Raw genomic sequence first — 23,781 nt, 5'->3', positions numbered from 1 at the left:
AAATAAGACTAGCCTTTTTCTAGACGTGCATATTTATTGTATAAAAAACAAATTACTATAGCCATTATTATTCCTGCCAGTACATCTATTATACTATGCTGTTTTACTAACATTGTAGATATGCATATTGATATATTTAAAATCCTAACCCCAATTCTTGATAATCTTTTAGAATCATCTTGCATATTGATGCTTTTAGAAAACTGGTAATCAATAATCATAGATGTAGATACATGTATACTAGGACAAACATTATTGGGTGCATCTATAGCTTCTATCTGTTTTAGTAAATATGTGAAGACATCATTTCCACTTAAGTACTCAGGTCTAATTTCTAGAGCTGTAGGACAAAAAATATAGATTATAAGTGAGATAAACATAGCTGAAAACATAGGAACAGCTATGTTCCATAAATCATTATAGGCTTTCTTTTTAAGCAAAAAAATAAATGGTAAGACAAGCATCAAAAACCATGAACAATATATTAATATAGCTGGTTTGTAGAGAGGTATTATATCGTCAATTTTTGAATGTATAATATAATAATCTCGATTTGGCCATTTATCTATCAAAAAGAAAGATACTAAATATATTATATAGACTACAAATAAGAATCTAAACGGTTTTTTATTGTAAGTACTATATAATTTTTTGAAATTATTAACTATCAATTTAAATTCCCCTTTGTACATATTCAATACTTATTATACTAGATAATCTACATCCTATCTATGATAATTTCATAATTAATTTTGTAAAATAATGCAATGAACATAAAAAGAACTGCACAAAAGTACAGCTCTAATAGTATTAATATATTTAATTATTAGTGGCATCCACCTGAGCAACCGCTACAACCACTTTGCATATCTTTCATGCTATCAGGTATTACTCTAAATCCTCCACCGATATCTTGAATTACCATATCTCCGAATTGAGCACTCTCCTGAGCATCCATTATAAATTCTATACCACTTACTTCATAAGACACATCACTTTCTTTCTTATCATCTAATGCAAGTCCGAAAGATGGTCCTGAACAAGCTGCACCAGCAAAATACATTCTAACTGATGTCGGCTGGTCTGATTGTTCTTCCACTATTTCTTTTAGTACATCTATTGCTGTCTGAGCTGCTTCTACTTTCATTATATATTTCTCCTTTTAATTATTATTAATATTAGTGTGATACTTTATCACCTTATTAGTATTATATCACAAGCAAGCATTGTGTAAACATTTTATTGATATTATTAATCAATTAAATATTATACAATCTCTTCATAAAATATAGGCTCTCTAGCTTCTATAGATTTTTTTACATCTAAAACTCTTTGATTTTCTGAACCTCTATATTTTAATTTAATATTTCTTTTAGATATATCAAATGTACCATCTATCAAAACATCTGTATAAGACAATAATTCCAATTTCTTCTTATCATTTAATATATCTTCCAGTATATCTCCAGACCAAATCCATATATCTTTATTTGGATATAATTCTTTAGATTTCTTCAATAAATCTAATAAGCTATTATCCATAGTCTGTTCAAGAGGCTCTCCCCCTAGTAAGTTCATTCCAACTACCACTTCATTTGATAAATAACTTAAAATTTCTTCTTTACTTTCATCAGTCCATAAATCCCCTGATGAAAAATTCTGTAGATCCTTATTAAAACAACCTTCACAATTATGTGTACATCCTGTAACAAATAATGTAACCCTAACACCTGGTCCATTAGCTACATCATATTTTCTTATTTTACTATATCTCATAAAAATCCTCCGATATAATAATATTATCATATAAAAGAGTTTGTTGTCCATCTAGTTAATTGATTAATATTACTTATTCTGCTATATTGTAGATAATAGAGAATTTATTAATATTTATTTAAATAAATATTAAATGATACCAATATATTATTTCATTATAAAGGATGTAAAAATCATGATTAAAAAAATATATTTTCCCATTTTATTTCAAGGAAATTTAAATAAAAAAAATTATTTCGAAGGCTGGTACTATAAGCTAGTAAATAAAGATAAGACAATAAGTCTAAGTTTTATACCCGGAATAAACTTAAATAGTAGCGACTCACATTGCTTTATCCAATATATATTGGTTGAAAAAGAAGCTATTAAGTCAAATACGACTACAGGCTATTGTAAATATGATCTTGGTGACTTTAATACAAATTATGAACCATTTTCAGTAACTGTAAAAAATTCTACGTTTACAGAACATAGTATAGATATAGACTTCCAAGATAATAGTTTATCTCTTAGAGGAAATATTAAATTAAAAAATATTACACCTATCAGCAGCTCTTTTATTATGCCTAATATTATGGGCATTTTTGCCTATATTCCTAATATGGAATGTAATCACGGTGTAATAAGTATGAATCATAATCTTTTGGGAAATATACACATAAATGATAGAAAAATCGACTTTTCTGGCGGCAAAGGCTACCTTGAAAAGGATTGGGGAAGTTCTTTTCCTAAACATTATATTTGGCTACAATGTAATCACTTTGATGACGAATCAATATCTTTATTTTTTTCCATAGCCCATATCCCATTACATAGGCTTGAGTTTGAAGGATTTATTTGTAATATTATTATTAATAATAAAGAATATAGATTTGCTAGTTATAATTTAAGTAAATGTAAAGTCATTGATATATCTCTTAATCACTGTAAAATTATTTTGGAAAATAAAGTATCAAAATTAGAAATCTTTGGAAATATTACTGACCAGGGTAATTTGATCGCTCCTATAAAAGGAAAAATGAATAAAAGCATAAAAGAAGGAATTAGCGGAAGGATTATAATCAATTTCACGGATAAATTATCAAAAAAATCTTACACACATTTTGGAGAAAATGCTGGTATAGAAATTGTAGATTATTAATATATGATACTATATACTAATTAATCTACAATTATTTAGAAGTCATATACCAATTTATGCTCATATACTGCAAAAGAGCATAGATAAATTACTCTATGCTCTTTATTTATTTTTTATTTTTTCCAATATATTCATTTTTTATTTTTTAAGTTTTAATGACTATATTGTTCATTTTTTTCGTTTTTTCGTGAAAAATTTTTTTGTTTTGAAAAAATTTATTATTTTTTACAAATGAAGTACTCTATCGCCTATTTCTTGTGTACGCCCCTTATTCCAGAAGTTAGTACCAATATATCCACAAGTACGTCTCATAACTTGCATTTCATCTCTATCTCTATTACCGCATGATGGGCAATACCATTCCAAATCTTCATCCATAAGCATTTCACCTGTATAACCACAAGCATAGCACACATCTGGTTTAGTATTTATTTCAGCATATTGTATGTTATGATAGATAAAGTTTATAATTTGCTCTACTGCTTCTAAATTCTTTGACATATCTGGTACTTCCACATATGATATACATCCACCTGTAGAAATTTCATGGAATTTAGATTCAAACTGTAGTTTTTCAAATGCATCTATTTCCTCACATACATTTACATGATATGAATTTGTGTAATACATTTTATCTGTTACACCTTTTATCTCACCAAATCTTATTTTATCAATTCTACAGAATCTATATACTAGCGATTCTGCTGGAGTACCATATAGACTGAATCCTAACCCTGTCTCGTTTCTCCATCTATCGCAAGCATCTTTTAAATGATTCATTACATCCAGCGCAAATTTTTCACCTTCAGTCGTAGTATGACTGACTCCCAACATAGCATATACCATCTCATATATACCAACATAACCAAGTGATAATGTAGAATATCCGTCTTCCAATAATTTATCAATCTTTTCTCCCTTGGCTAATCTAGCTATTGCTCCATGTTGCCAGTGTATTGGTGATACATCTGATAAAGTACCTTTTAACATTTTGTGTCTACACAATAATGCATCCTTACAAAGGTCTAGTCTCTGGTCTAATATATTCCAGAACTGTCCCATCTTACCATTAGATATTATTGCAATTTGAGGTAAATTAAGTGATACCACGCCCTGATTAAATCTTCCATACCATTTATATTCTCCATTTTCATCTTTCCAAGGAGATAAGTGAGATCTACACCCCATTGGTGGGAATGTACATCCCTGATAATTTTTCTTCATCATCTTTGCACTCTGATAGTCTGGTACTAATCTCTTTGCTGTACATTCAGCAGCAAGTTTAGTGATATAGTCATACTTTCCGCCTTCCATACAATTATTTTCATCTAGTAAGTATACTAATTTAGGGAATGCCTCTCCTATACTCTGTCCTTTGTAATTCTTCATACCTTCTAATCTCTGTTGTATCATTTCTTCACAAATCAAAGCCATTTCCTTTTCGTACTCATGACCGACTTCTATTTCAAGATATATTGTTGCAAAAGGCGCTTGACCATTTGTTGTCATCAAAGTAGATAATTGATATCTGATTGTCTGAACTCCATCCTTAAGATCTTTAAGCATCATATCATCAGCTATATCACTAGCCATTTCTTCTCCGTATTTATTTATATACATATTATAGAACTTGTCTCTAGAACGTCTTAAATATGGCGCTAAATGCTTTATAGATATAGACTGACCACCATATTGGTTACTTGCTACTTGGGCCATTATCTGAGTAGTAACAGTACATGCAGTTGAAAATGATTTTGGTGATTCTACCATCTTTTCATTTATAACAGTACCATTATCTAGCATATCTTGTATATTTACTAAACAACAATTAAATATAGGTTGTAAAGTATAGTCCATATCATGCCAGTGTATAGCTCCTTCATCATGAGCCTGAACTATATGTGGTGGTATTAGCTTCCTTCTAGCTATATCTTTTGATACTTCTCCAGCTATTAAATCTCTTTGTGTCGAGCAAATTACAGCGTTTTTATTAGAGTTTTCCATCATTACATCTTCATTTGATTTTTTCATCAATTTCAGTATTGAATCGTCTGTAGTATTTATCTGTCTCTTAAATTGTTGTACAGCTCTATAACCTTCATATGCTCTTGCAGTTTCACTGTGATTATAATGTATCAATCTATCATATACAAATCCTTCAATCTTATATATTGTAGGAGTTTCATCTGACTTTTCAAAATGCCTTTCACAATCTCTTGCAACTGCTTCAGCTATATCTGGGTGGTAAAGACCACTTCCATTTTTCATGGCTTTTTCTACAGCAATTCTAATTTTAGACCTATCAAAATCAACTGTGCTTCCATCTCTTTTAATTACATTCATTAAAATTCACTCACTTTCTTATCTTTTAAAATAGAACAAAAAAATAATAGCTAATAAAAATTATTAACTTGCTACATAGCTATTTTTAATAAGTATTAGTTCTATGCTTTTTAGTAATACTTAAAAATTCCAAATAAAATTTATGTGTTTATTATAATTCCATCTAACAACATATTGATGTATATAAAAGTTTTTTTTAATTCACAACACAATATATTGAACTTCTTCTTGTATTAGTATACTTTATAGTAATAGATAAAACAAGTATTTTTTTTATCTAAAAAGGCTTGAAATATTTTAAAACTTTATTATATTTTGTGTATAGCGGTATCATAATAATCAGAATATATATTATTAAGGTTTTAAAACTATATTAAACTTATAATAAATAATAAAAATGACATAAAAAATTATTAACTTATTACTTTATATCTTATACCCACAATATACAGTAATAATTTTAAATTAATAAGTATTTTTATACTATATACAGATTTGTTATTATTTAAGTTTAACCATTAAAATATAAGTAGGAAAATGTATTTTCTATTGCTTAGAGGTCTTTATATTGATATAATTAAATAAAATTAATTGTAGGGGGTTTTTATGGAAATGCTAGATATTGAACAAAAGGTATATGACAAATTAGATGAACTAGGTATAGAATATTCAGTAATAGAACATGAACCACTTTTTACAGCTGATGATTTGAATTCTATAAAAGATAAGACTGAAGGTATTCACTGCAAAAATTTGTTCTTGAGAAACGCAAAGGGTAATAAATACTACCTATATACTTGTAAAGATGATGCACAAGTAGATGTCAAAGGTTTAAAAGATAAATTTGCTTCAACTAGATTATCTTTTGCCTCAGAAGATAGGCTAATGAAAGTACTTGGACTCAAAACTGGATCTGTAAATCCATTTGCTTTAGCAAATGACCAAGAAAAAGTAGTTGAATTCTTTATAGCAAAAGATGTATTAAACGGAGAAAAATTGAATTTTCATCCCAATATTAATACTAAAACTGTTACTATTGGAGAAGAAGATTTTAAGAAGTATTTAGATTCAATCGGAGTAACTATGAATATTGTAACTCCATAATAGACTTGTAATTTGAAAAAGGCTGGATAATCCAGCCTTTTTCTATTTAAATAATAAAATTTTTATTAGCATTTTATTATAGTATTTGCATACTCTCTAATGCTTTTAGGGTTCCCATTTTAGAAGCATCATATGTCAGTCCACCTTGGAAATATACATTATATGGTGGTCTTATTGGACCGTCTGCACTTAGTTCAATAGATGAGCCCTGTACAAAGGCTCCTGCAGCCATAATCACATCATCATCATAGCCAGGCATAGCCCATGGTATAGGACTTACAAAAGAATCTACTGGTGAAGCAGCTTGCACGCCTTGACAGAATTTAATTAATTGTTCTGCATCTTTTAGCTGCACTATTTGTATAATATCACTTCTGTTTTCTTTATATGTAGGCTTTACTTTAAATCCAAGTCTCTCGAATATTCTAGCACAAAATATTGCTCCCTTTACAGCTTGAGATACTACATAAGGAGCCATAAATAATCCTTGTAGTATATTTCTAGTCATACCAAAAGTCAGGCCGCACTCCTTTCCTATACCAGGTGCAGTAAGTCTATAAGAAATCATTTCAATTAAATCTTTTTTACCAACTATATATCCGCCAGCTAAAGCTAGACCGCCACCTGGATTTTTTATTAAAGAACCGGCCATTACATCAACACCTACATCTGTAGGTTCAAGTATATCTAAAAATTCTCCATAACAATTATCTATCATTATTATAACATCTTTTTTAACTGATCTAACAGCCTCAACAGCTTCCTTGATATCAGTAATTGTAAGAGATTTTCTCCAAGCATATCCTTTCGATCTTTGCATAACAACCATCTTGGTTTTATCAGAAATAGCAGTTTTTGCTCCTTCAATATCGATATCTCCATTATCTAAAAATTCGACTTGCTTATAGCTTACTCCAAACTCTCTTAGAGATCCTTTTTCATCTCTAATACCAATTACACCCTGTAGTGTATCATATGGCGATGAAGTAATTGATACTATTTCATCTCCTGGTCTTACAATACCTTGAACAGTAAGTGACAAAGCATGTGTTCCATTTACTATTTGAGGTCTTACTAGTGCATCTTCAGCATGAAATACTTTGGCAAATATTTCTTCTGTCTTTTCCCTGCCTATATCATTATATCCATATCCAGTAGTCCAATTGAAATGACTATCACTAAGACCAGCTTCCTGCATAGCATTTAATACCTTTAATTGATTGTATTCTCTTATTTCATCAATTCTAAAAAACTCTTCCTGGATTTCTTCGTCTACTTCCTCTGATAATTTTACTATCTTTTCATCTATAGAATATTTCTTTAATAATAACTCTTCAGTTTCCTTTAACATTAAACTACCCCATTTATCTTCATTATTTCTGATTTTCTTAAGTATATTTTTAATTTAATAAATATATATTTAAAAAACTATAAATTTAATTTTTCTTCAATAATATTAATTTGCTCATCAATATCCCTTATCTTATCTAAATCTATCCAAGTTGCATTTTCATATCTTTTAAACCATGTTATTTGTCTTTTTGCATATCTTCTAGTGCCCTGCTTAATTTTATCAATTGCTTGTTCCAGAGTAGATTTTCCATCTAAATAGTCGATGACTTCTTTATATCCTATACCTTTCATAGAAGTTAGTTCCTTACCATAACCCATTTCATAAAGTTTCTCTACTTCTTTTATCAGACCTTTTTCCATCATAATATCTACTCTCATATTAATTCTTTCATATAAAACTTGTCGATCTCTATTCAATACTACTATTTTGCAATCAAATTTGTCATTTAATTTCAAGTCAGTAGAAAAATCTCCTATGTGACCGCCTAATTTACAAATTTCTATAGCCCTTATAACTCTTACAACATTATTAGGATGTATTTTGTCAGCAGCTTTTTCTGACATTGATCTAAGCATATTGTGCATATATTCTTTTCCATATTTATTGTATAGTTCTTCTAATTCTTTTCTGATCTTTGAATCAGAATTGACATTGGCAAATCCCATATCATAAATAATTGAATTTAAATATAGACCGGTTCCACCAGTAATTAACGGAAGTTTGCCTCTAGAATATATATCTTCAATTGCTCTCTCAGCACAATCCTTAAATTCTGATACAGAATATTCTTCACTCGGATCTACGAAATCTATCACATGGTGAACCACTCCATCCATCTCTTCTTTTGTAATCTTTGCACTACCTATATCCATGTATTTATATATCTGCATTGAATCTGAGGATATTATCTCTGCATTTAATTTTTTTGCTAACTTAATTGATAGGTCTGTTTTTCCAACAGCTGTTGGGCCCGTCAATATAAGTACTGGAATTTTATTCATTTTATTACCTATAACTTTCTCTTAAACATTTTTTCAACATCATATTTGGTCATTTTTACCATAGTCGGCCTACCATGAGGACAAGTGTATGGATTATCGCATCCTTCTAATTCATATATTAATTCTCTTGCCTCTATTATATTCAACTTATCATTACTTTTTACAGCAGATTTACAAGCTATTTCTGCAATTTCATCATATTTTGTGTCATAAATATTATCTATTTTATCTAGATTATCTAATATTTCATATATAAATCTCTGACTTTCAGGGTTTCCAAATGTATTTGGAACTCCTCTTATACTGATATTTTTATGACCATATTCTTCTATTAGAAATCCATATGTCTCGAAAATATCAGCATTTTTTCTATAGCTTTCCATATCATTAGGATATAATTCCATAATTATTGGATCTATTAACATCTGTATAGAAACATTATTTGCTTTAAATTTTTTCATATACATTTCAAATTTTACTCTTTCATGGGCTGCGTGCTGATCTACTAAGATTACATCCTCTTTTCTAGAAAACATTATATAGGTATCAAAAATTATACCCACAAAATTTAATCCTATGAAATCTTGATTCCTACTAGATTCTTCAAATATATCAAATTTATTTTCTTTAACACTTATCAATTTATTATATGAATTAGAGCTTTCCCTATTTTCAAATTCTTCATAGGTTGATAGTCTAGAAAATCGACCTTTACTATCACCTGTATCTGTATTAAAATTATGCAAATCTTTTTCAACTTCATCTGATTGAATATTATTCAAATCTTTAAGTTTCGAAAATTTATTTCCTGTGTTTTCATTATCTATTATTTCATCATCATCAAATTTAGGTAAATGAGTGTAAAATTTAGTCTGCGTCTCATCTAGTTCCTTTTCTTTTTTAGAAAACTTATTTTTTAGCTTTGACCATTGATCACCAAAAACATCATCTGTATCTAGTTCTTTAGTTTTCATTTCTATATTTGGTTTATATATATTATCAGAATCTAAATTATCTTTTTTAGGATAGTTGCTATCTGGCTTTGTATATGTAAAGCTATCGTAAGTTCCCATAGAATTTGATGAAGATTTATACTTTCCTAATAAACTAGATTTCATCAATTTACCTCTAATAAAATCTCCTATTTCCATCAAAATTTGATCCTCTTTATCAAATTTCACATCCAACTTATTGGGATGTATATTTACATCTACAGTAGCTGGATCCATATCTATATTTATTATATAAATTGGAAATTTATTTATAGGAATTATTGCTTTATAAGAATCATTAATTATATCCATAATATTTTTTGACTTAACATACCTGCCATTTACATATATATGTTGCATATTTCTATTAGAACGATATATATTATTGTTTGATATATATCCTTTAATCTTAAATAAATTAGATTCTGAATTAATTTCTATTAGATTTTCACTTATATCTTTTCCATATATCATTCTAATTACGTGAGATATATTTCCATCACCTAGTGTCTCATATATTCTTTTTTTATTATTTATATACTTGATTCTAACATTTGGATTACCTATAGCTATTTTATTTACCAAATCATTTATGACTTGTGATTCAGAATGGATAGACTTTAAAAACTTTAACCTTGCTGGTGTATTATAAAATAAAGATTTTACGGATATTTGAGTACCTTTGTTAGCACTAGTTGCTTGTTTTGATAAAAACTTTCCTCCATTTACATTGACCTTAGTGCCTACTATATCTTCAGAGGTCTTTGTAATCATTTCTAGCTTTGATACAGCTGCAATTGAAGCAAGGGCCTCACCTCTAAAACCTAATGTATTTAAGTGTGATAGATCTTCTACGGCACTAATTTTACTCGTAGCATGTCTCATAAAGGCTTTATTTACGTCATCATATTCAATACCGCAGCCATTATCCACTACCTTTATTAAATCTTTTCCACCATTTTCTATTTCTATTAAAATAGAACTGGCTCCTGAATCTATTGAGTTTTCAACCAATTCTTTTATAATAGAAGATGGTCTCTCAATTACTTCGCCAGCCGCTATCTTATTGATAGTAGCATCATCTAAAATATTTATTCTTGGCATATTAGCTCCTTTGCTTTTTTCTGTAATTCAAACATTTTATTCATTATATCCATAGGGGTAGAATTCATAAAATCAATATTAGCAACTTCATTCAAAAATTCTTTTTCCTTATCATCATTTTTATGATTTATCATATCAAAAGTCAACTGATTTTCCTGTATGCTGTTTCTATTATTGTCTGCAATAACTTTTTTAATAGAACTTTGGTTTTCTATGTGTTTTTTCTCAAGTTCGGATAAGATTTCATCTGCCCTATTCAGTACATTATCTGGAAGTTGCGCCAACTTGGCTACATAAATACCATAACTTCTATCTGCTGCACATGGCACAATTTTTCTTAAAAATAGAATTTCTTCTTTTTCTTCCTTTACCTCTACAGAATAATTTTTTATACCATCAAATTGATTTTCTAAGTCTGTAAGTTCATGATAATGCGTTGCAAATAAAGTCTTTGCACCTATATTTTTTTGTATGTATTCAACTATTGACCAAGCAAGAGATATTCCATCATATGTACTAGTACCTCTTCCAATTTCATCCAATATTATCAAACTATTTTTACTAGCATTTTTTAAAATTTGGCTAACTTCACTCATCTCAACCATAAAAGTTGACTGACCTTGGGATAAGTCATCACTCGCCCCTACTCTTGTAAATATTCTATCTAAGAGAGGTATATTTGCATATGACGCTGGCACAAAAGAACCTAGATGAGCCATTAAAGCTATTAAAGCTGTCTGTCTCATATACGTAGACTTACCTGACATATTAGGTCCTGTTATGATGCTAATAGTGTTATCTCTATTTATATTAGTATCATTTGAAATAAAGCTTTCTCTTCCCATTATTTGCTCTATAACTGGATGTCTACCATCTTTTACAAGCATTATAGATTCTGTATTTATTTGTGGCTTAACATAAGAATTTTTATCTGCTACTATTGCATTTGATACATAAACATCTAGCTCAGCTATTAAATTAGCCACCCTTTGTATTCTCTCTATATTTTTAAATATGTTATTTCTAATTTCTTTGTATAGTCTATACTCCAGATCCTTAATTTTATCTTCGGCATTTATTATCTTATCTTCAATTTCCTTTAATTCTGGCGTTATAAACCTCTCTGCGTTTACTAAGGTTTGCTTACGTATATATTTATCAGATAAATTGGCTTGCAATAAAGCTACTTTTGTAATCTCTATATAATAACCAAAAACTTTATTGTATCCAATTTTTAAAGTTTTTGCACCAGTATTTTCTTTTTCATTTTTTTCGATTTGAGCTATCATATTAGCCCCATTGTTTGAAATATCTCTCAAATCATACAGCTCATTTGAGTATTGTGACTTAATAATATTTCCATCTTTTATAGTATTAGATGGTGTTTCTAAAATTGACTTATCTATTAAATTAAATAAATCATCTAGTGGATCTATATTGTCTCTAAACTCAGATAATATATTTGCTCTAGATATGTTTAAAGCTTCTATTATTGGTCCTAAAGCACTTATACTATTTTTTAAATTCAATAAATCTTTAGGCATAACTCTATCATATGCAACTTTAGCACATATTCTCTCCAAATCAAAAATGTTAGATAAAGCGCTTTTTAATTCATCTCTTAATATATAATTCGAATATATTTCTTCTGTGATATCTAATCTCCTCTGAATTTTCTCTTTATCAACTAGAGGTTGTTCAATAAACTTTCTAAGCATACGTGAACCCATAGGTGTAGATGTACAATCAAGTACATTTAATAAAGATCCTTTTTTATTTGATCCACGCATCGTCTTTACAAGTTCTAAATTTACCTTTGTAAATAAATCTAAAGTCATAAAATTATCTGGATTATATATATTAATTTTGCTGATATTATTAGATGACTGCATCTGAGTATTTCTAATATAATTCATAACTATTGCTAGGCAAGAGATAATATCCTTATCATCATTAATCTGTAAGTCTTTTAAATATTCTTCTTTAAAAGTCTCTTTTAATATGCTTTCTTCTAACAAATCTTCATTAAAACCAATATTTAAGTAAATATTGGCCATATTAGCCAACGATCTTATATCTTCTATAAAATCTTCATTGTTAGAAATAATTTCACTTGGAGAAACCCTAGCTACCTCTTCTTTAGCCTTATTTGATTTTATTTTTGTTATGTTTAATTCTCCTGTAGATATATCTACATAAGATATAGTAGCATTCTTACCCTGAAAATATACTACCATCAAATAATTATTTTTTGCTTTTTCCAAAGAATCATCTTCTAAAAGAGTTCCTGGTGTAACAACTTTTACTACTTCTCTTTTTACAAGACCTTTTGCTGTAGCTGGATCCTCTACTTGTTCACCTATAGCAACTTTATATCCTGCTTCAATCATCCTTGTAAGGTATTGAGATACACTATGATAAGGTACACCACACATTGGAGCTCTTTCTTCAAGACCACATGCCTTACCTGTAAGAGTTATATCCAATACTTTTGACGCTAATAAAGCATCATCAAAAAACATTTCATAAAAATCACCTAATCTATAAAATAGAATACAATCTGGATATTCTTCTTTAGTTTCTAAATATTTTCTCATCATTGGAGAAAGTTTTTCTTTATCTATATTCATAAACACCTCCGTGTATAAAGTTCATAATTCTTCAATATAATATTATATCACAATAAGTAGTATTATTAATTGAATATGAACTAAAAAAATAGAATATATAGTATTAGTAGAGTTTAAGTAAATAATTTCAAAAATAAAAAAAGAGATGAATTTATTTTTTTCATCACAAAACATCTCCTTTTATTATATATTTTTTATTTTTCATATTCTAAAATATCGCCAGGTTGGCAATTGAGAACTTCACAAATTTTATCTAAAGTAGAAAATCTAACCCCTTTTACTTTTCCAGTTTTTAGATTGGATAGATTTACATTAGAAATACCTACCAGTTCTGATAATTCATTAAGTGACATTTTTCTATCTGCCATAACCCTATCTAGTCTAAGTATAATAGACATAAAAACCTCCAATCTATTATAGTGTTCCATCATTATTTTTTAAAGATTTATAACCAACTTTTAATATTATAGCAAATGTTAAATATAAAAGTCCAGAAATAAATAACCATACATCTAAGTTAAAATTAGGTTTAAGCTGTATTAATTCAAATCCAATTATTGGATAATCTAATGATAAACCACTTATGGGAGAGAGTATAATATTAATTATAGCTAATATATATAGTAAATAGTATATGCTTTGTATAAAGTTACTTTTTAAACTTTTTATAATCAATAGCGTAATTATAAGGCCTGCTATTGTAATATTAAATATTATTTCATGAACTACTTTATAACATCTATGAATATAAAATCCTTGGTTGATTTTATAAATCAAATTTGGTAACGATAGGCTAAGAACCATAATTAACAATAATATTGTCAAAGATACTATTAATTCCTCTATTATATTAAATTTTTTATTATTATCAGTCTCATTATTGTTTTTCTTAGTAAAAATTCTATGGCTATTCAACGCATCCACCTCTAAATGATTTCATCAAATTCTTTCTTTATTATATATGCTTCTTTTAAAATAATAGACAAACAAACACAAAGAACACCAAAAATCATATACTCCCATACAAAACTAATTGGCCCCATTATAAAACAAAATAAAGGTATGTCTAAAGTTGTAGAAATTACAAATGAGGCTATAATGTTAACGATTCCTATTAATCTAATAGATTTGTATATTATACTATCTAATATATTATTACTTAATAAAACTTTCAACAATCCATAAATTATAATAACAAAATTAATCAGAGTATTACCTTCTCTAATTAACATTCCCATCTTAGGTTTTTCATCAAAATTCACTATATTATAAAATTTTATATTTAACATTAACAATATTCTAGCTAAAATCATAAGCAGTATGATAAACATCAGAAATATTATAATGTTTTTGCCTTTTCTTGAAATAGTACTTGTATTTTTTGTACAGTATGGATGTGTATCTATATTTTTAATCCTATTATTGCTATTTAATTCTTCTATTTTATCTTTATCGGATGTATTCTGCATATAATTAATTTCCTTTCAATTTTAATATAAATAACTATTAATACTTTTAAAACAATAATTGTCTAAATTATACTCTTACTATCTTCATTCAAATTAATTGCAACTTCAATTAGATACGGTATAATATTAAAAATTACATAATTATAAACAAAAAAATAAAAAAGCGGACTTTGATTTAATATATCATTTACTGCTCCATCCTTTAACGCTCCATACATAAAGAAGTCATTTATAATACCAAAAATAAAAATTTTAGCTATTTTATCACATATATCTGTATTTGAATTTAAAAAGCTCTTATTCTCTAAGCTAATAATAAATTTCTTAAAATACAGTGCGGCTAAACACATTACTAATATAGCTATTGTAATTCTAATATTTTGAAAAGTTGCATAAAAACCCATACCATTTAATATATCTCTAAATAATTTTGCTATATAGAGAACTAATGTTATGCATAAAAAAATAAATGCAAAAGTAAAAAAAATTTTAATATTCTTAAACCTTTTATTCCAGTATTTTACACTTCTCATATAGTGCACCTCCCTTTTGATATTATTATATCATATTTTTCATAATTTACAATAATTATTTAATGCAATACATTAAATAATTATTGTTTTATTTATATATAATTTAATATTCACTAAGATCATTGAATTATTTATTTCATAAAACTGATTAAATAAAAAGTATCCTCTTTATAAATTTATAAAGAGGATACTTTTTATTTTCTATTATTTTATTATTATATTAGTTTACATAACATATTATATAATTTCTTCTAGTATTTCAACTGCACTAATAACACATCCTGGACAGACTTTTTCTATTGTTCCATCTCCAAATGCTTTTACCAAATTCTCATCACTTTTTATATTTATTCCTAATAAATTTTCACATTTTGTGCTTGATTGCTTTGCTTCAAATTTGTCTATAAACTCAAGCACTTTTTCCTTTAATAATGTTCTTGACTCATTTGTTCCGTTTGAATATTTAAGTCCCAATACCATATAAGCTCCTGAAACAGCTCCACATGTGTCTCCAACAAACATCCCACTCTCAAAGCAAGATGATATTTTTTGAGCCATCAACTCATCCATTCCAAATCTATCTGCAAAACATAACAAAACTGTCTGTGAACAGTTATTACCCTTTTCCATTAATTCAAAAATATTTTCATTATTCATCTAAAGAACCTCCACAACTTGAACCTGCACCTGCAGTACATCCATAGCAAAAATCTGCAAATACTATTTCTCTATTTAAATTATCCAATTCTAATATTTGATCAACATTATTGTAAGAATTACATTCTAATTCTTCCATCTGATTGAAATCGCAATCATAGATTTTACCGTCAAACGATATAGATAATTGGTATCTACACATCAAATTATCTACTGTTGCTTCATTAAAATTTTCTTCTAATAATACTCTATAATCTTCTAATTCCCCAGTATTTTCTAGTTGGTTTTTAAAGCATCCAATAGGTATATTAGTTATAGTTAGTAAGTTTGAAAATTCTAAACCTAATTTTTCTAACTCATTTTTGTAATCTACTTCTAAATCTGATTGAGCAGGAGGTAAAAAAGCCCCTAATGGATTATATACTAAATCAAGTTTTAATTCTTTGCCATATCCGTATTTATTCAATACTTTTATACTAGCTACAATTCTATTGAATGTACCTTCTCCCCTCATAGCATCGACATTTTCCTCAGTGTAACAAGGCATAGATGCTACTATATTCACTTTATTATCTGCTAAAATTTTTATAAAATCTTCTCTATTGTCTAGTCCTACTAGATTTGATCTAAGAATTACATTTTTTGATCTTTGACAGGCTTCCTTTATAAAATATTCTATATCTTTATGCATAGTGGGCTCTCCACCAGTAATATCTATAGTGTCCATAGAAAATTTATCATATATTTTCATACACTTATCAAATATATTTTTACTCATCATTTCATCTCTTTTGGGTCCAGCCATTACATGACAATGTGTACACGATAAATTACATTTTTTACCAATATTTAGCTGTAAAATGTGTATATTTTTAGTTGCATTATCCTTTACTTTTTCATTAAATTTCATTTTATTTTCTCCCCTTAAACTTATATTTTAAAACATTTATAGCATATGAATTAGAAGGTTCTTCATGCACTTCCAATATTTCCGATAGTATATTCATTATGTTTTGTAGGCCATATTTTCTAAAAATTCCTGAACATGATGCACAATATGTATATATAGCTCCATCCCATAGTTCATGCATCCTTTTTTTCTTATCTTCTATTAAATCCATCTCATTTTTCATAGCACCGCCACCTAAACCGCAACAATTTACTTTATCAAACGGACTAGTAAATGATTCTATATAATACGATATATATTTAAACATTTCTCTGTATATTCGATCTGAGCATGGAAAAAATATGGGTATTTGTCCTTCTATTTTTTTTCCTAAATTATGAATGTGTAGAAATTCATAAACACTTATAACATTTATAGACAAGTTTTCTTTTAGTAAATAATAACAATTGGGGCATGTGCATATCAAAGTGTCCGTATTTTTTTCTTTAAATAGATTTTCTAAATATGCAAAATCTGCATTTGCACCTTGCTCTTGAACTGGCTTTTTGCAACAATCAACAGAATAGTCTATTCCCATTTTAGTACATATATCTATCAACTTTTGACAAGTCTTTGGATATGTTCCAGGATAATTACAACCCAAGAATAATAAATAGTTACTCTCTTTTTTTGAGTTATTTCTAAATTTGTATCTATTTTTCATAAATTCTACTTTTTTAGTATTTGATGGGTATTCTTTTCTAAGTTCAATTGCAATATCCTTTCCAGATAAATCTACTGGACATAGCTCATAACACTTATCACATAAAAAACAGCTCAATCTCAAATCTTCCCTACTTGTAAAATCCTTTAGATTAATATTGTACTTTGACAAAAAATCACAATTGTGTGTACATATATTACATTCGATACATTTTTTTCTCGTTTTATCTATCATATTAATATTTGAATCTTTCTTTTTCATTTGAGATCCTTTCTACAACTTATTTATTGTAATCAGAATGAATTTTATATATATCATCCCCTCTTCTAAATCTATATTGTAAAATCTGCATTTTTATCATAGTTTTATAAATACCTTTGTCTAAAAATCTCCTAGCAGAAGTTATTATAGGTAAATTAATCTGTCTTATTTTAATTCCCATTTCGCTTACCCTTATAGATAAGTCATAATCTTCCATTAAAGGAATAGGTTTATAACCATGTAACTGACTAAATATTTCTTTTTTAATAAAGATACCTTGGTCACCAAAGGCAATATTTCTTTTTCTAACTCTTTTGTTAGAATTATATGCTATTATTTTTAGCATAAGTTTTTCACAGTCAAATTTTAGTTTAAAACATCCTATATCAGCTTCAGAAGATTCTATAGCTAATACACTGTTTTCATGTACAATACAATCAGCATGTACAAACCAAATATAGTCTCCTTTAGCATAGTTGTATGCCATATTCATTTGATTGGACCTATAGCTTGTCTCTCTTATTTTTTTTCTAAATTGACCTATTTTGATTAAGTCAAATGTTTTATCTGTACTAAAACCATCTGAAAAAATTACTTCAAAATCACCATTTAATTTATCAATATTTTTCTGTAGTTTTAAAATATTTTCTTCTTCATTATATGTTGGAACTATTATTGTTACCATTGTTCTCTTTTCTCAAATATATTTTTAGTATTATTAGAGATACTAGCGTAAGTATCACCAATAACAATATTGCTATTGCAAATCCTGGGCTTTTTACATTTAGTGACTTATCTCCTGCATTTAAAAATACTACCAAACCCGGTAAAATACCTATCACTGTAGTCATTAAATATCTGTCTAGTCTAATTTTTGTAAAACCAGCCACATAATTTATTAGATTATATGAAACTAGCGGAACTAATCTTAATATAAAAAATACAGATGTTAAAGTCTTTTGATTGTCAGATTGCAATTTTTCTCTGATGTTTCTACTTACTTTTTTATCTAAAAAGTTATTCACAAAATCCCTGCCCAAAAATCTTCCCAAGTAGTACATTAACAATGCATTAAAAAATGATCCTATAAGTGTATAAAATGTACCATATTCTAAGCCAAAAGCTATACCAGCTGCTAAAACTAATATAGGCACTGGAAAGAAAAATATTGGAAGAACTATAAAAAGTAATATATAAATTAAAGGTCCAAGCGAACCATGAGAATTTATTATATCTCTTATATCTGTCAAAGAATATTCTCTGATAAACAAAACTGATATCAGTAATATTGCTATTATTAAAATAATTTTACTTATCTTTTTCCCTTTTTCATTCATTTATCCTACATCAACCCCAGCCTTATTATTTTTTATCAAAAAATTTATAGAAACCTTCATATAGATAATCTAAAAAATCTTTTGATAGAAATTTATTTATCTTTACTAATGTTTCATCATTTTTTAAAGCCCTACTTTCATCTGAATATTCTACCTTTGCCATAGAGCACCAAGTAACACCTCTTAATGTATTAAACATTAAATATTTATTTAATTTCACTGTATCAAAATATCTAAATTTTGAGTATTCGTTTAAAAAGTTCTCTATTTCATCTTTGTCTAGTATTTTTTCTGTCTTCCAATTTGTAGTGGTTGGAACTAAAAAGTGAGCTAAATCTTGTTCACATTCACCAATAATTGGTTTTTCCCAATCAATTATATATGATTTTTCTCCAATTATAAAGTTTCTGTTGTTTAATTCAGTATTAATAATACATTGATTTTCTATATCAGCATCAAGACCTGATTCTTTAGCTATTTGCAAGAATTTTTCTATAGTTTTCTCAACTTTTGTATCTTTCTTATCCCATTGTTGATAATGTGAAAACATGCTAGTAAATTCATTAAACATTGATTTAAATGGTTTATCTGCATGTATGAAAGTATCATTTACTACTTTATGATTGTGTATTTTAGATAATAAATATGCTGCTATATTCATATCTTTATCATAATCAAGAGGTCTTCCTTCAAGATATTGCATTTTTAAACTTCCATATGGCATATATTTTGATTTTAAGCTATATGAACAAACTTTTGGTACAACTTTGGTACCTTCAAGCTCTTTCAATGCTTTATATTCATATTCAATCTGCTTAATTCCCAAGTCCATTTGACTTTTCATATTTATTCTATATACCAAAGGATTCTTATCTTTATCTAAATATTTATAATTTAAATTATACTCGCCAAAACCTAACATCTCAAATTTGTCTGTACCTAATTCTTCTCTAACAATATCTTCTCTAACATCAATATCTCTAAGAATACCTATTGTTTTACAAGTATAACCACTTCTTAAAGCTATATTAATTGTATTTTCTAGAACAAATTCATTGCTATAAGTAATACCTGAAAATACATCTATAGGTTCTTTCATAGCTATAATACCATATCCTCCATCTTCGGTAGGTGATACTACCAAATCATATATATCCAATAACTCGAAGCATTCAGTTATCAATTCCTTACTTAAATTAGTCAAATCTGAACCTACTAATACTACCTTATTTGCTTCTTCTAGCTCTTTACATATCGATGAATACATTTTAGCACCTAGATTTTTGCCAATTTGTTTCTTCATAGGGCAATCAAAAATACCATCAATATCCGCTTGAGTCTCATCTAGATTATCCGCTTGATTATAATAAACGCATATATTATATTTACATTCTTTTAATATTTTATAGTTATTTAATATTAAATTTTTATTTAACTCATACCTCTGTTCTTCGTTTAAAAAATTTTTAAGTCTATTTTTACCATATCCTCTACTTGGTATTCTAGTAAAATATATTATTGTTTCTTTCATTTACACCTCGAAAAAAAGTCACTTGAGAGATTTCTCTCTCAAATGACTATGTGATTTTAATTTTGTTTAAAATATATTATTTCACTAACTCAAACTGAGTGTATTCTTTAGTACCATCTAAAGATGAAGTAGCCTTGTAACCTGCGTCAGATAATTTCTGTGCTATTGCCATAGACTTGTTTCCAGAATAGCAATATACAGCTACTGGCTTATCTTTTGCTATGCTTGACATCTTAGCATCAATATTTTCAACTTCTATATTCATAGCGCCTTTTAAATGACCCATTTTAAAATCTTCAGCTTTTCTAGCATCTATTATAGTGTACTTACCTTCGTTAGCAATTTTCTGCATTTCTGCACCTCTAACATTTGTAACCATAGTCATAGTTTTATATTTGAAGTCCTTTACACCTTGTGCGTTGTATACGTTCATAAATCCTTTTTTAACAAGCATATCAGCAGCTTTTGCACTCTTCTTACCAGTATTGCAAATTGTTACAACATTTTTGTCTTTTTGATCTTCTATATTTTTAATCATAGACTCAAACTGGTCTATAGGCATATTTATAGCATATTTAACATGCCCCTTATCATATTCTTCTTGGCTTCTTACATCTATCACAAGATATTTTTCTTTTTCTTTCTGATCTTCCATTATCTTGTTTAGTTCATCACCCTTCATTTCTTTTACAGCAGCATCTTTTTTCTGTTCTGTCTGAGTAGAAGCTTTCTTTTCTTCTTTCTTTTGATCAGCACACCCAGTTAATCCTGTTACCATAAATCCTGAAGCTAATAATATAGCTATAACCTTATTACATTTCATGTAATACCCTCCTTTAGATGATTTTTCGTTATTATATATTCGCACTATAAATTTAAAGTATATGATAGAATATATCTTTTGATAACGTTTTATCTACATTATACATTATAAGTTGAATTAATGTAATCATTATTTTAATTAGTTTAATAGATTTAATTAATAAATACAGAACATGATGATAGTTAAAAACTATTATCATGTTCTGTCAATTGAAAATTATTTTACTACTGGATTAATTTTTACCCAGTTGTAATATGAACCCTCATAATTTTTTACATAAGAATATCCTGACATTTCTAACCTTAATTGCATAAAAGCAGATCTAATTCCACCTGTACAGTATGTAGCTACTTGATGATCTTTTGTAAGTTTATCATTTTAAATTATTTAATATTTGTTCTTTTAATTTTGAGCAATACTCAATAGAACTTTTATCAAAATTTGTATTCTTTAAATCAAACTCTTTTTTTATTTTAGCTGGCTTTTGTGACAAAACGTAAATCCTATCAGAAAGTTTTATGGCTTCATCAATATCATGGCTAATAAGCAATATACTAGTATTTATATTTTTTCTAACATCTAAAAACCATTCATGTAATTCACTTTTTGTAATATAGTCAAGTGACCCAAAAGGTTCATCTAGTAACATTAATTCATTTGAACATAGAAATGTCCTCAAAAAATTAGCCCTCTGTCTCATACCACCTGATAAATCTTTGGGATACATTTTTTCATATCCTCTTAAACCAAATATAGGAATGTATTCCTCTGCAATTTTATAGGCATTCTTTTTATTCATATTTTTTATTATAAGCGGTAATGTCACATTATCCATTATTGTCTTATATGTTAGCAATAAATCTTTTTGATGCATGTAACTTATCTCAGATTTTATCTCAACTTCTCCTGAATCCACAGATGTTAAATTTGATATTATATTAAATATTGTAGATTTACCGCAGCCACTTGGCCCTATTAATGTTACAAGTTCACCCTCATATAAATCTATACTTATATCATCTAATACCTTATTTTTTCCAAATGCTTTATTTATGTTTTTTAGTCTTACTTTTATTTCCTTATTTTCCATATTGTTTTTATTGTAAGAATTCATTTGTAAAGGCATCATCTACATTTAAATCTTTACTTATTAGCTTATTAGACTTCATAAATTTAGCATAATTTTCCCATACATTCTTATCCATTACACCCCATTTTTTTGCATCCGCTTTATACTGCTTAGATAAAAACTCTTGACTAGCGTATACTAACTTTTTATCAAGTTCAGGAGCACCCTTTAATAACATATCTGCTGATTCTTTAGGATTATCAATTGCATAATTGTATCCATCTGAAGTAGCTTTCATAAATTTCTTTACCATTTCCTTATCATTCTTTATGTTATCATTATTTGTAGCTATTACTGGTGTATAATAATCAAGCGCTGGATCTATATCTTTAATTGGTAAATAGTTTAATTTTTCATTAACAAGTTTTGCGTTTACTACATCCCAACCTTCAAATACCCATGCAAAGTCAATTCTCTTCTTTGTAGCTGTTAAAAAATCATCTTGACCTATATCAACTCTTTTAAGTTTAGAAAAATCTGCTCCATTTTTCTCCATTGCCAATTTAATTATAGCCTCTTCTGATGGTGATCCCCACCCACCATAAATTTTACCTTCAAAATCTTTTGGTGATTTAATATTCTTAGCTATTGGAGAAGCAAAACCAGAAGTATTGTGCTGATTTATTGTAGCTATTGCCTTTATTGGAAGAGGATCTTTTTCCTTTGTAAGTGCATAAGTTACATTTTCCTGATATGATATTGAAAAATCTGCCTTTCCTGTTGCTAGCAAAGTATCAGCATCTCCATCTGAAGGTTGAACAATTTCAACATCCAAACCTTGATTCTTATAAAACCCCTTTTCCTTTGCTACATATATCCCAGTATGATTAGTATTAGGTGTATAATCTAATACTAATTTTACTTTCTGTAATTTATCACTTCCTACATTTTTTTTATCTTCTGTTGAACAACCTGCTAAAGATGATAAAGTTAAAGCAGATACAAGTCCTAAACTCAAAACTTTTTTAAATTTCATAATTACC

General features: G+C 27.8%; 24 protein-coding genes. 2 read left to right on the top strand and 22 right to left on the bottom strand.

Going from position 1 to position 23,781, the window contains the following annotated elements; genetic code table 11:
- Nucleotides 1–8: 8 nt before the first annotated feature.
- The 3 genes from O0R46_RS05020 to nrdG all read right to left on the bottom strand — a co-directional run bounded on the left by O0R46_RS05020 (nt 9) and on the right by nrdG (nt 1,776).
- Nucleotides 9–671, bottom strand: a complete 663-nt coding sequence (locus O0R46_RS05020) for a phosphatase PAP2 family protein (protein ID WP_269312499.1) — start codon at nt 669–671, stop codon at nt 9–11.
- Between the two features lie 155 nt (nt 672–826).
- Nucleotides 827–1,147, bottom strand: a complete 321-nt coding sequence (locus tag O0R46_RS05015; protein ID WP_269312498.1) for a Fe-S cluster assembly protein HesB — start codon at nt 1,145–1,147, stop codon at nt 827–829.
- A 119-nt stretch (nt 1,148–1,266) separates the two neighbouring features.
- Complete coding sequence (gene nrdG, locus O0R46_RS05010; RefSeq protein ID WP_269312497.1) at nt 1,267–1,776, bottom strand: anaerobic ribonucleoside-triphosphate reductase activating protein; 510 nt, start codon at nt 1,774–1,776, stop codon at nt 1,267–1,269.
- 175 nt (nt 1,777–1,951) lie between these two features.
- Between nrdG and O0R46_RS05005 the strand changes: the two genes are divergently transcribed.
- Nucleotides 1,952–2,917 (top strand): tocopherol cyclase family protein, encoded by a 966-nt coding sequence (locus tag O0R46_RS05005; protein WP_269312496.1) that lies wholly within the window; start codon nt 1,952–1,954, stop codon nt 2,915–2,917.
- A gap of 225 nt (nt 2,918–3,142) precedes the next feature.
- On the opposite strand, the gene nrdD is transcribed toward O0R46_RS05005, so the two are convergent.
- The gene (nrdD, locus tag O0R46_RS05000; protein WP_269312495.1) at nt 3,143–5,260 is read right to left on the bottom strand and encodes an anaerobic ribonucleoside-triphosphate reductase; all 2,118 of its coding nucleotides are present in this window, start codon (nt 5,258–5,260) and stop codon (nt 3,143–3,145) included.
- A 606-nt stretch (nt 5,261–5,866) separates the two neighbouring features.
- Here nrdD and O0R46_RS04995 point away from each other — a divergent pair.
- A complete protein-coding gene (locus tag O0R46_RS04995; protein ID WP_269312494.1) occupies nt 5,867–6,364 on the top strand; it encodes a prolyl-tRNA synthetase associated domain-containing protein in 498 nt (165 codons plus the stop codon).
- A gap of 76 nt (nt 6,365–6,440) precedes the next feature.
- Here O0R46_RS04995 and O0R46_RS04990 read toward each other — a convergent pair whose 3' ends face one another.
- The 18 genes from O0R46_RS04990 to O0R46_RS04910 form a co-directional block, all read right to left on the bottom strand.
- The gene (locus O0R46_RS04990; RefSeq protein ID WP_269312493.1) at nt 6,441–7,715 is read right to left on the bottom strand and encodes a methionine gamma-lyase family protein; all 1,275 of its coding nucleotides are present in this window, start codon (nt 7,713–7,715) and stop codon (nt 6,441–6,443) included.
- A 77-nt stretch (nt 7,716–7,792) separates the two neighbouring features.
- On the bottom strand, nt 7,793–8,719 hold the full coding sequence (gene miaA / locus O0R46_RS04985) for a tRNA (adenosine(37)-N6)-dimethylallyltransferase MiaA (RefSeq protein ID WP_269312492.1): 927 nt from the start codon (nt 8,717–8,719) through the stop codon (nt 7,793–7,795).
- An 8-nt stretch (nt 8,720–8,727) separates the two neighbouring features.
- Nucleotides 8,728–10,815: a DNA mismatch repair endonuclease MutL gene (gene mutL, locus O0R46_RS04980; protein ID WP_269312491.1), complete on the bottom strand. Its 2,088-nt coding sequence runs from the start codon at nt 10,813–10,815 to the stop codon at nt 8,728–8,730.
- Nucleotides 10,803–13,445: a DNA mismatch repair protein MutS gene (mutS, locus tag O0R46_RS04975; protein WP_269312490.1), complete on the bottom strand. Its 2,643-nt coding sequence runs from the start codon at nt 13,443–13,445 to the stop codon at nt 10,803–10,805. Before mutS ends, mutL begins: the two co-directional genes overlap by 13 nt.
- Nucleotides 13,446–13,639: 194 nt before the next feature.
- Nucleotides 13,640–13,843: a helix-turn-helix domain-containing protein gene (locus O0R46_RS04970; protein ID WP_269312489.1), complete on the bottom strand. Its 204-nt coding sequence runs from the start codon at nt 13,841–13,843 to the stop codon at nt 13,640–13,642.
- Between the two features lie 16 nt (nt 13,844–13,859).
- On the bottom strand, nt 13,860–14,360 hold the full coding sequence (locus tag O0R46_RS04965) for a hypothetical protein (RefSeq protein WP_269312488.1): 501 nt from the start codon (nt 14,358–14,360) through the stop codon (nt 13,860–13,862).
- Between the two features lie 11 nt (nt 14,361–14,371).
- Nucleotides 14,372–14,914: a hypothetical protein gene (locus tag O0R46_RS04960; protein ID WP_269312487.1), complete on the bottom strand. Its 543-nt coding sequence runs from the start codon at nt 14,912–14,914 to the stop codon at nt 14,372–14,374.
- A gap of 62 nt (nt 14,915–14,976) precedes the next feature.
- Complete coding sequence (locus O0R46_RS04955; RefSeq protein WP_269312486.1) at nt 14,977–15,447, bottom strand: hypothetical protein; 471 nt, start codon at nt 15,445–15,447, stop codon at nt 14,977–14,979.
- Between the two features lie 237 nt (nt 15,448–15,684).
- A complete protein-coding gene (locus O0R46_RS04950; RefSeq protein WP_269312485.1) occupies nt 15,685–16,104 on the bottom strand; it encodes a C-GCAxxG-C-C family protein in 420 nt (139 codons plus the stop codon).
- Nucleotides 16,097–17,014 (bottom strand): arsenosugar biosynthesis radical SAM (seleno)protein ArsS, encoded by a 918-nt coding sequence (arsS, locus tag O0R46_RS04945; RefSeq protein WP_269312484.1) that lies wholly within the window; start codon nt 17,012–17,014, stop codon nt 16,097–16,099. Before arsS ends, O0R46_RS04950 begins: the two co-directional genes overlap by 8 nt.
- 1 nt (nt 17,015) lies before the next feature.
- Nucleotides 17,016–17,978 carry a (Fe-S)-binding protein gene (locus O0R46_RS04940; RefSeq protein ID WP_269312483.1) on the bottom strand — a complete coding sequence of 321 codons (963 nt, stop codon included), beginning with the start codon at nt 17,976–17,978 and terminating at the stop codon, nt 17,016–17,018.
- A 19-nt stretch (nt 17,979–17,997) separates the two neighbouring features.
- On the bottom strand, nt 17,998–18,663 hold the full coding sequence (locus O0R46_RS04935) for a TIGR04283 family arsenosugar biosynthesis glycosyltransferase (protein WP_269312482.1): 666 nt from the start codon (nt 18,661–18,663) through the stop codon (nt 17,998–18,000).
- The gene (locus tag O0R46_RS04930) at nt 18,635–19,315 is read right to left on the bottom strand and encodes a TVP38/TMEM64 family protein (protein WP_269312481.1); all 681 of its coding nucleotides are present in this window, start codon (nt 19,313–19,315) and stop codon (nt 18,635–18,637) included. The genes O0R46_RS04935 and O0R46_RS04930 overlap by 29 nt, the downstream gene beginning before the upstream one ends.
- Before the next feature lie 25 nt (nt 19,316–19,340).
- Nucleotides 19,341–20,846 (bottom strand): DUF2064 domain-containing protein, encoded by a 1,506-nt coding sequence (locus O0R46_RS04925; RefSeq protein WP_269312480.1) that lies wholly within the window; start codon nt 20,844–20,846, stop codon nt 19,341–19,343.
- A gap of 76 nt (nt 20,847–20,922) precedes the next feature.
- Nucleotides 20,923–21,669, bottom strand: a complete 747-nt coding sequence (locus O0R46_RS04920) for a rhodanese-like domain-containing protein (protein ID WP_269312479.1) — start codon at nt 21,667–21,669, stop codon at nt 20,923–20,925.
- A gap of 216 nt (nt 21,670–21,885) precedes the next feature.
- Complete coding sequence (locus O0R46_RS10110) at nt 21,886–21,981, bottom strand: hypothetical protein (RefSeq protein ID WP_331275625.1); 96 nt, start codon at nt 21,979–21,981, stop codon at nt 21,886–21,888.
- A gap of 61 nt (nt 21,982–22,042) precedes the next feature.
- Nucleotides 22,043–22,783 (bottom strand): ABC transporter ATP-binding protein, encoded by a 741-nt coding sequence (locus O0R46_RS04915; protein ID WP_269312478.1) that lies wholly within the window; start codon nt 22,781–22,783, stop codon nt 22,043–22,045.
- Nucleotides 22,767–23,774 carry an ABC transporter substrate-binding protein gene (locus tag O0R46_RS04910; RefSeq protein WP_269312477.1) on the bottom strand — a complete coding sequence of 336 codons (1,008 nt, stop codon included), beginning with the start codon at nt 23,772–23,774 and terminating at the stop codon, nt 22,767–22,769. The genes O0R46_RS04915 and O0R46_RS04910 overlap by 17 nt, the downstream gene beginning before the upstream one ends.
- Between the last annotated feature and the right edge of the window lie 7 nt (nt 23,775–23,781).

The sequence above is a fragment of the Peptostreptococcus equinus genome, from assembly GCF_027125355.1.
Taxonomy (GTDB): Bacteria; Bacillota; Clostridia; order Peptostreptococcales; family Peptostreptococcaceae; genus Peptostreptococcus; species Peptostreptococcus equinus.
Note: the sequence above shows the minus strand (reverse complement) of the source record. Positions and strands in the feature narration are given on the sequence as shown.

Bases quoted from the DNA above. Each gene is read 5' to 3' on its own strand.
- O0R46_RS05015 (WP_269312498.1), bottom strand. From the start codon at position 1,147: ATGAAAGTAGAAGCAGCTCAGACAGCAATAGATGTACTAAAAGAAATA.
- nrdG (WP_269312497.1), bottom strand. From the start codon at position 1,776: ATGAGATATAGTAAAATAAGAAAATATGATGTAGCTAATGGACCAGGT.
- O0R46_RS05005 (WP_269312496.1), top strand. From the start codon at position 1,952: ATGATTAAAAAAATATATTTTCCCATTTTATTTCAAGGAAATTTAAAT.
- nrdD (WP_269312495.1), bottom strand. From the start codon at position 5,260: ATGAATGTAATTAAAAGAGATGGAAGCACAGTTGATTTTGATAGGTCT.
- O0R46_RS04995 (WP_269312494.1), top strand. From the start codon at position 5,867: ATGGAAATGCTAGATATTGAACAAAAGGTATATGACAAATTAGATGAA.
- O0R46_RS04990 (WP_269312493.1), bottom strand. From the start codon at position 7,715: ATGTTAAAGGAAACTGAAGAGTTATTATTAAAGAAATATTCTATAGAT.
- miaA (WP_269312492.1), bottom strand. From the start codon at position 8,719: ATGAATAAAATTCCAGTACTTATATTGACGGGCCCAACAGCTGTTGGA.
- mutL (WP_269312491.1), bottom strand. From the start codon at position 10,815: ATGCCAAGAATAAATATTTTAGATGATGCTACTATCAATAAGATAGCG.
- mutS (WP_269312490.1), bottom strand. From the start codon at position 13,445: ATGAATATAGATAAAGAAAAACTTTCTCCAATGATGAGAAAATATTTA.
- O0R46_RS04970 (WP_269312489.1), bottom strand. From the start codon at position 13,843: ATGTCTATTATACTTAGACTAGATAGGGTTATGGCAGATAGAAAAATG.
- O0R46_RS04960 (WP_269312487.1), bottom strand. From the start codon at position 14,914: ATGCAGAATACATCCGATAAAGATAAAATAGAAGAATTAAATAGCAAT.
- O0R46_RS04955 (WP_269312486.1), bottom strand. From the start codon at position 15,447: ATGAGAAGTGTAAAATACTGGAATAAAAGGTTTAAGAATATTAAAATT.
- O0R46_RS04950 (WP_269312485.1), bottom strand. From the start codon at position 16,104: ATGAATAATGAAAATATTTTTGAATTAATGGAAAAGGGTAATAACTGT.
- arsS (WP_269312484.1), bottom strand. From the start codon at position 17,014: ATGAAATTTAATGAAAAAGTAAAGGATAATGCAACTAAAAATATACAC.
- O0R46_RS04940 (WP_269312483.1), bottom strand. From the start codon at position 17,978: ATGAAAAAGAAAGATTCAAATATTAATATGATAGATAAAACGAGAAAA.
- O0R46_RS04935 (WP_269312482.1), bottom strand. From the start codon at position 18,663: ATGGTAACAATAATAGTTCCAACATATAATGAAGAAGAAAATATTTTA.
- O0R46_RS04930 (WP_269312481.1), bottom strand. From the start codon at position 19,315: ATGAATGAAAAAGGGAAAAAGATAAGTAAAATTATTTTAATAATAGCA.
- O0R46_RS04925 (WP_269312480.1), bottom strand. From the start codon at position 20,846: ATGAAAGAAACAATAATATATTTTACTAGAATACCAAGTAGAGGATAT.
- O0R46_RS04920 (WP_269312479.1), bottom strand. From the start codon at position 21,669: ATGAAATGTAATAAGGTTATAGCTATATTATTAGCTTCAGGATTTATG.
- O0R46_RS10110 (WP_331275625.1), bottom strand. From the start codon at position 21,981: ATGCAATTAAGGTTAGAAATGTCAGGATATTCTTATGTAAAAAATTAT.
- O0R46_RS04915 (WP_269312478.1), bottom strand. From the start codon at position 22,783: ATGAATTCTTACAATAAAAACAATATGGAAAATAAGGAAATAAAAGTA.
- O0R46_RS04910 (WP_269312477.1), bottom strand. From the start codon at position 23,774: ATGAAATTTAAAAAAGTTTTGAGTTTAGGACTTGTATCTGCTTTAACT.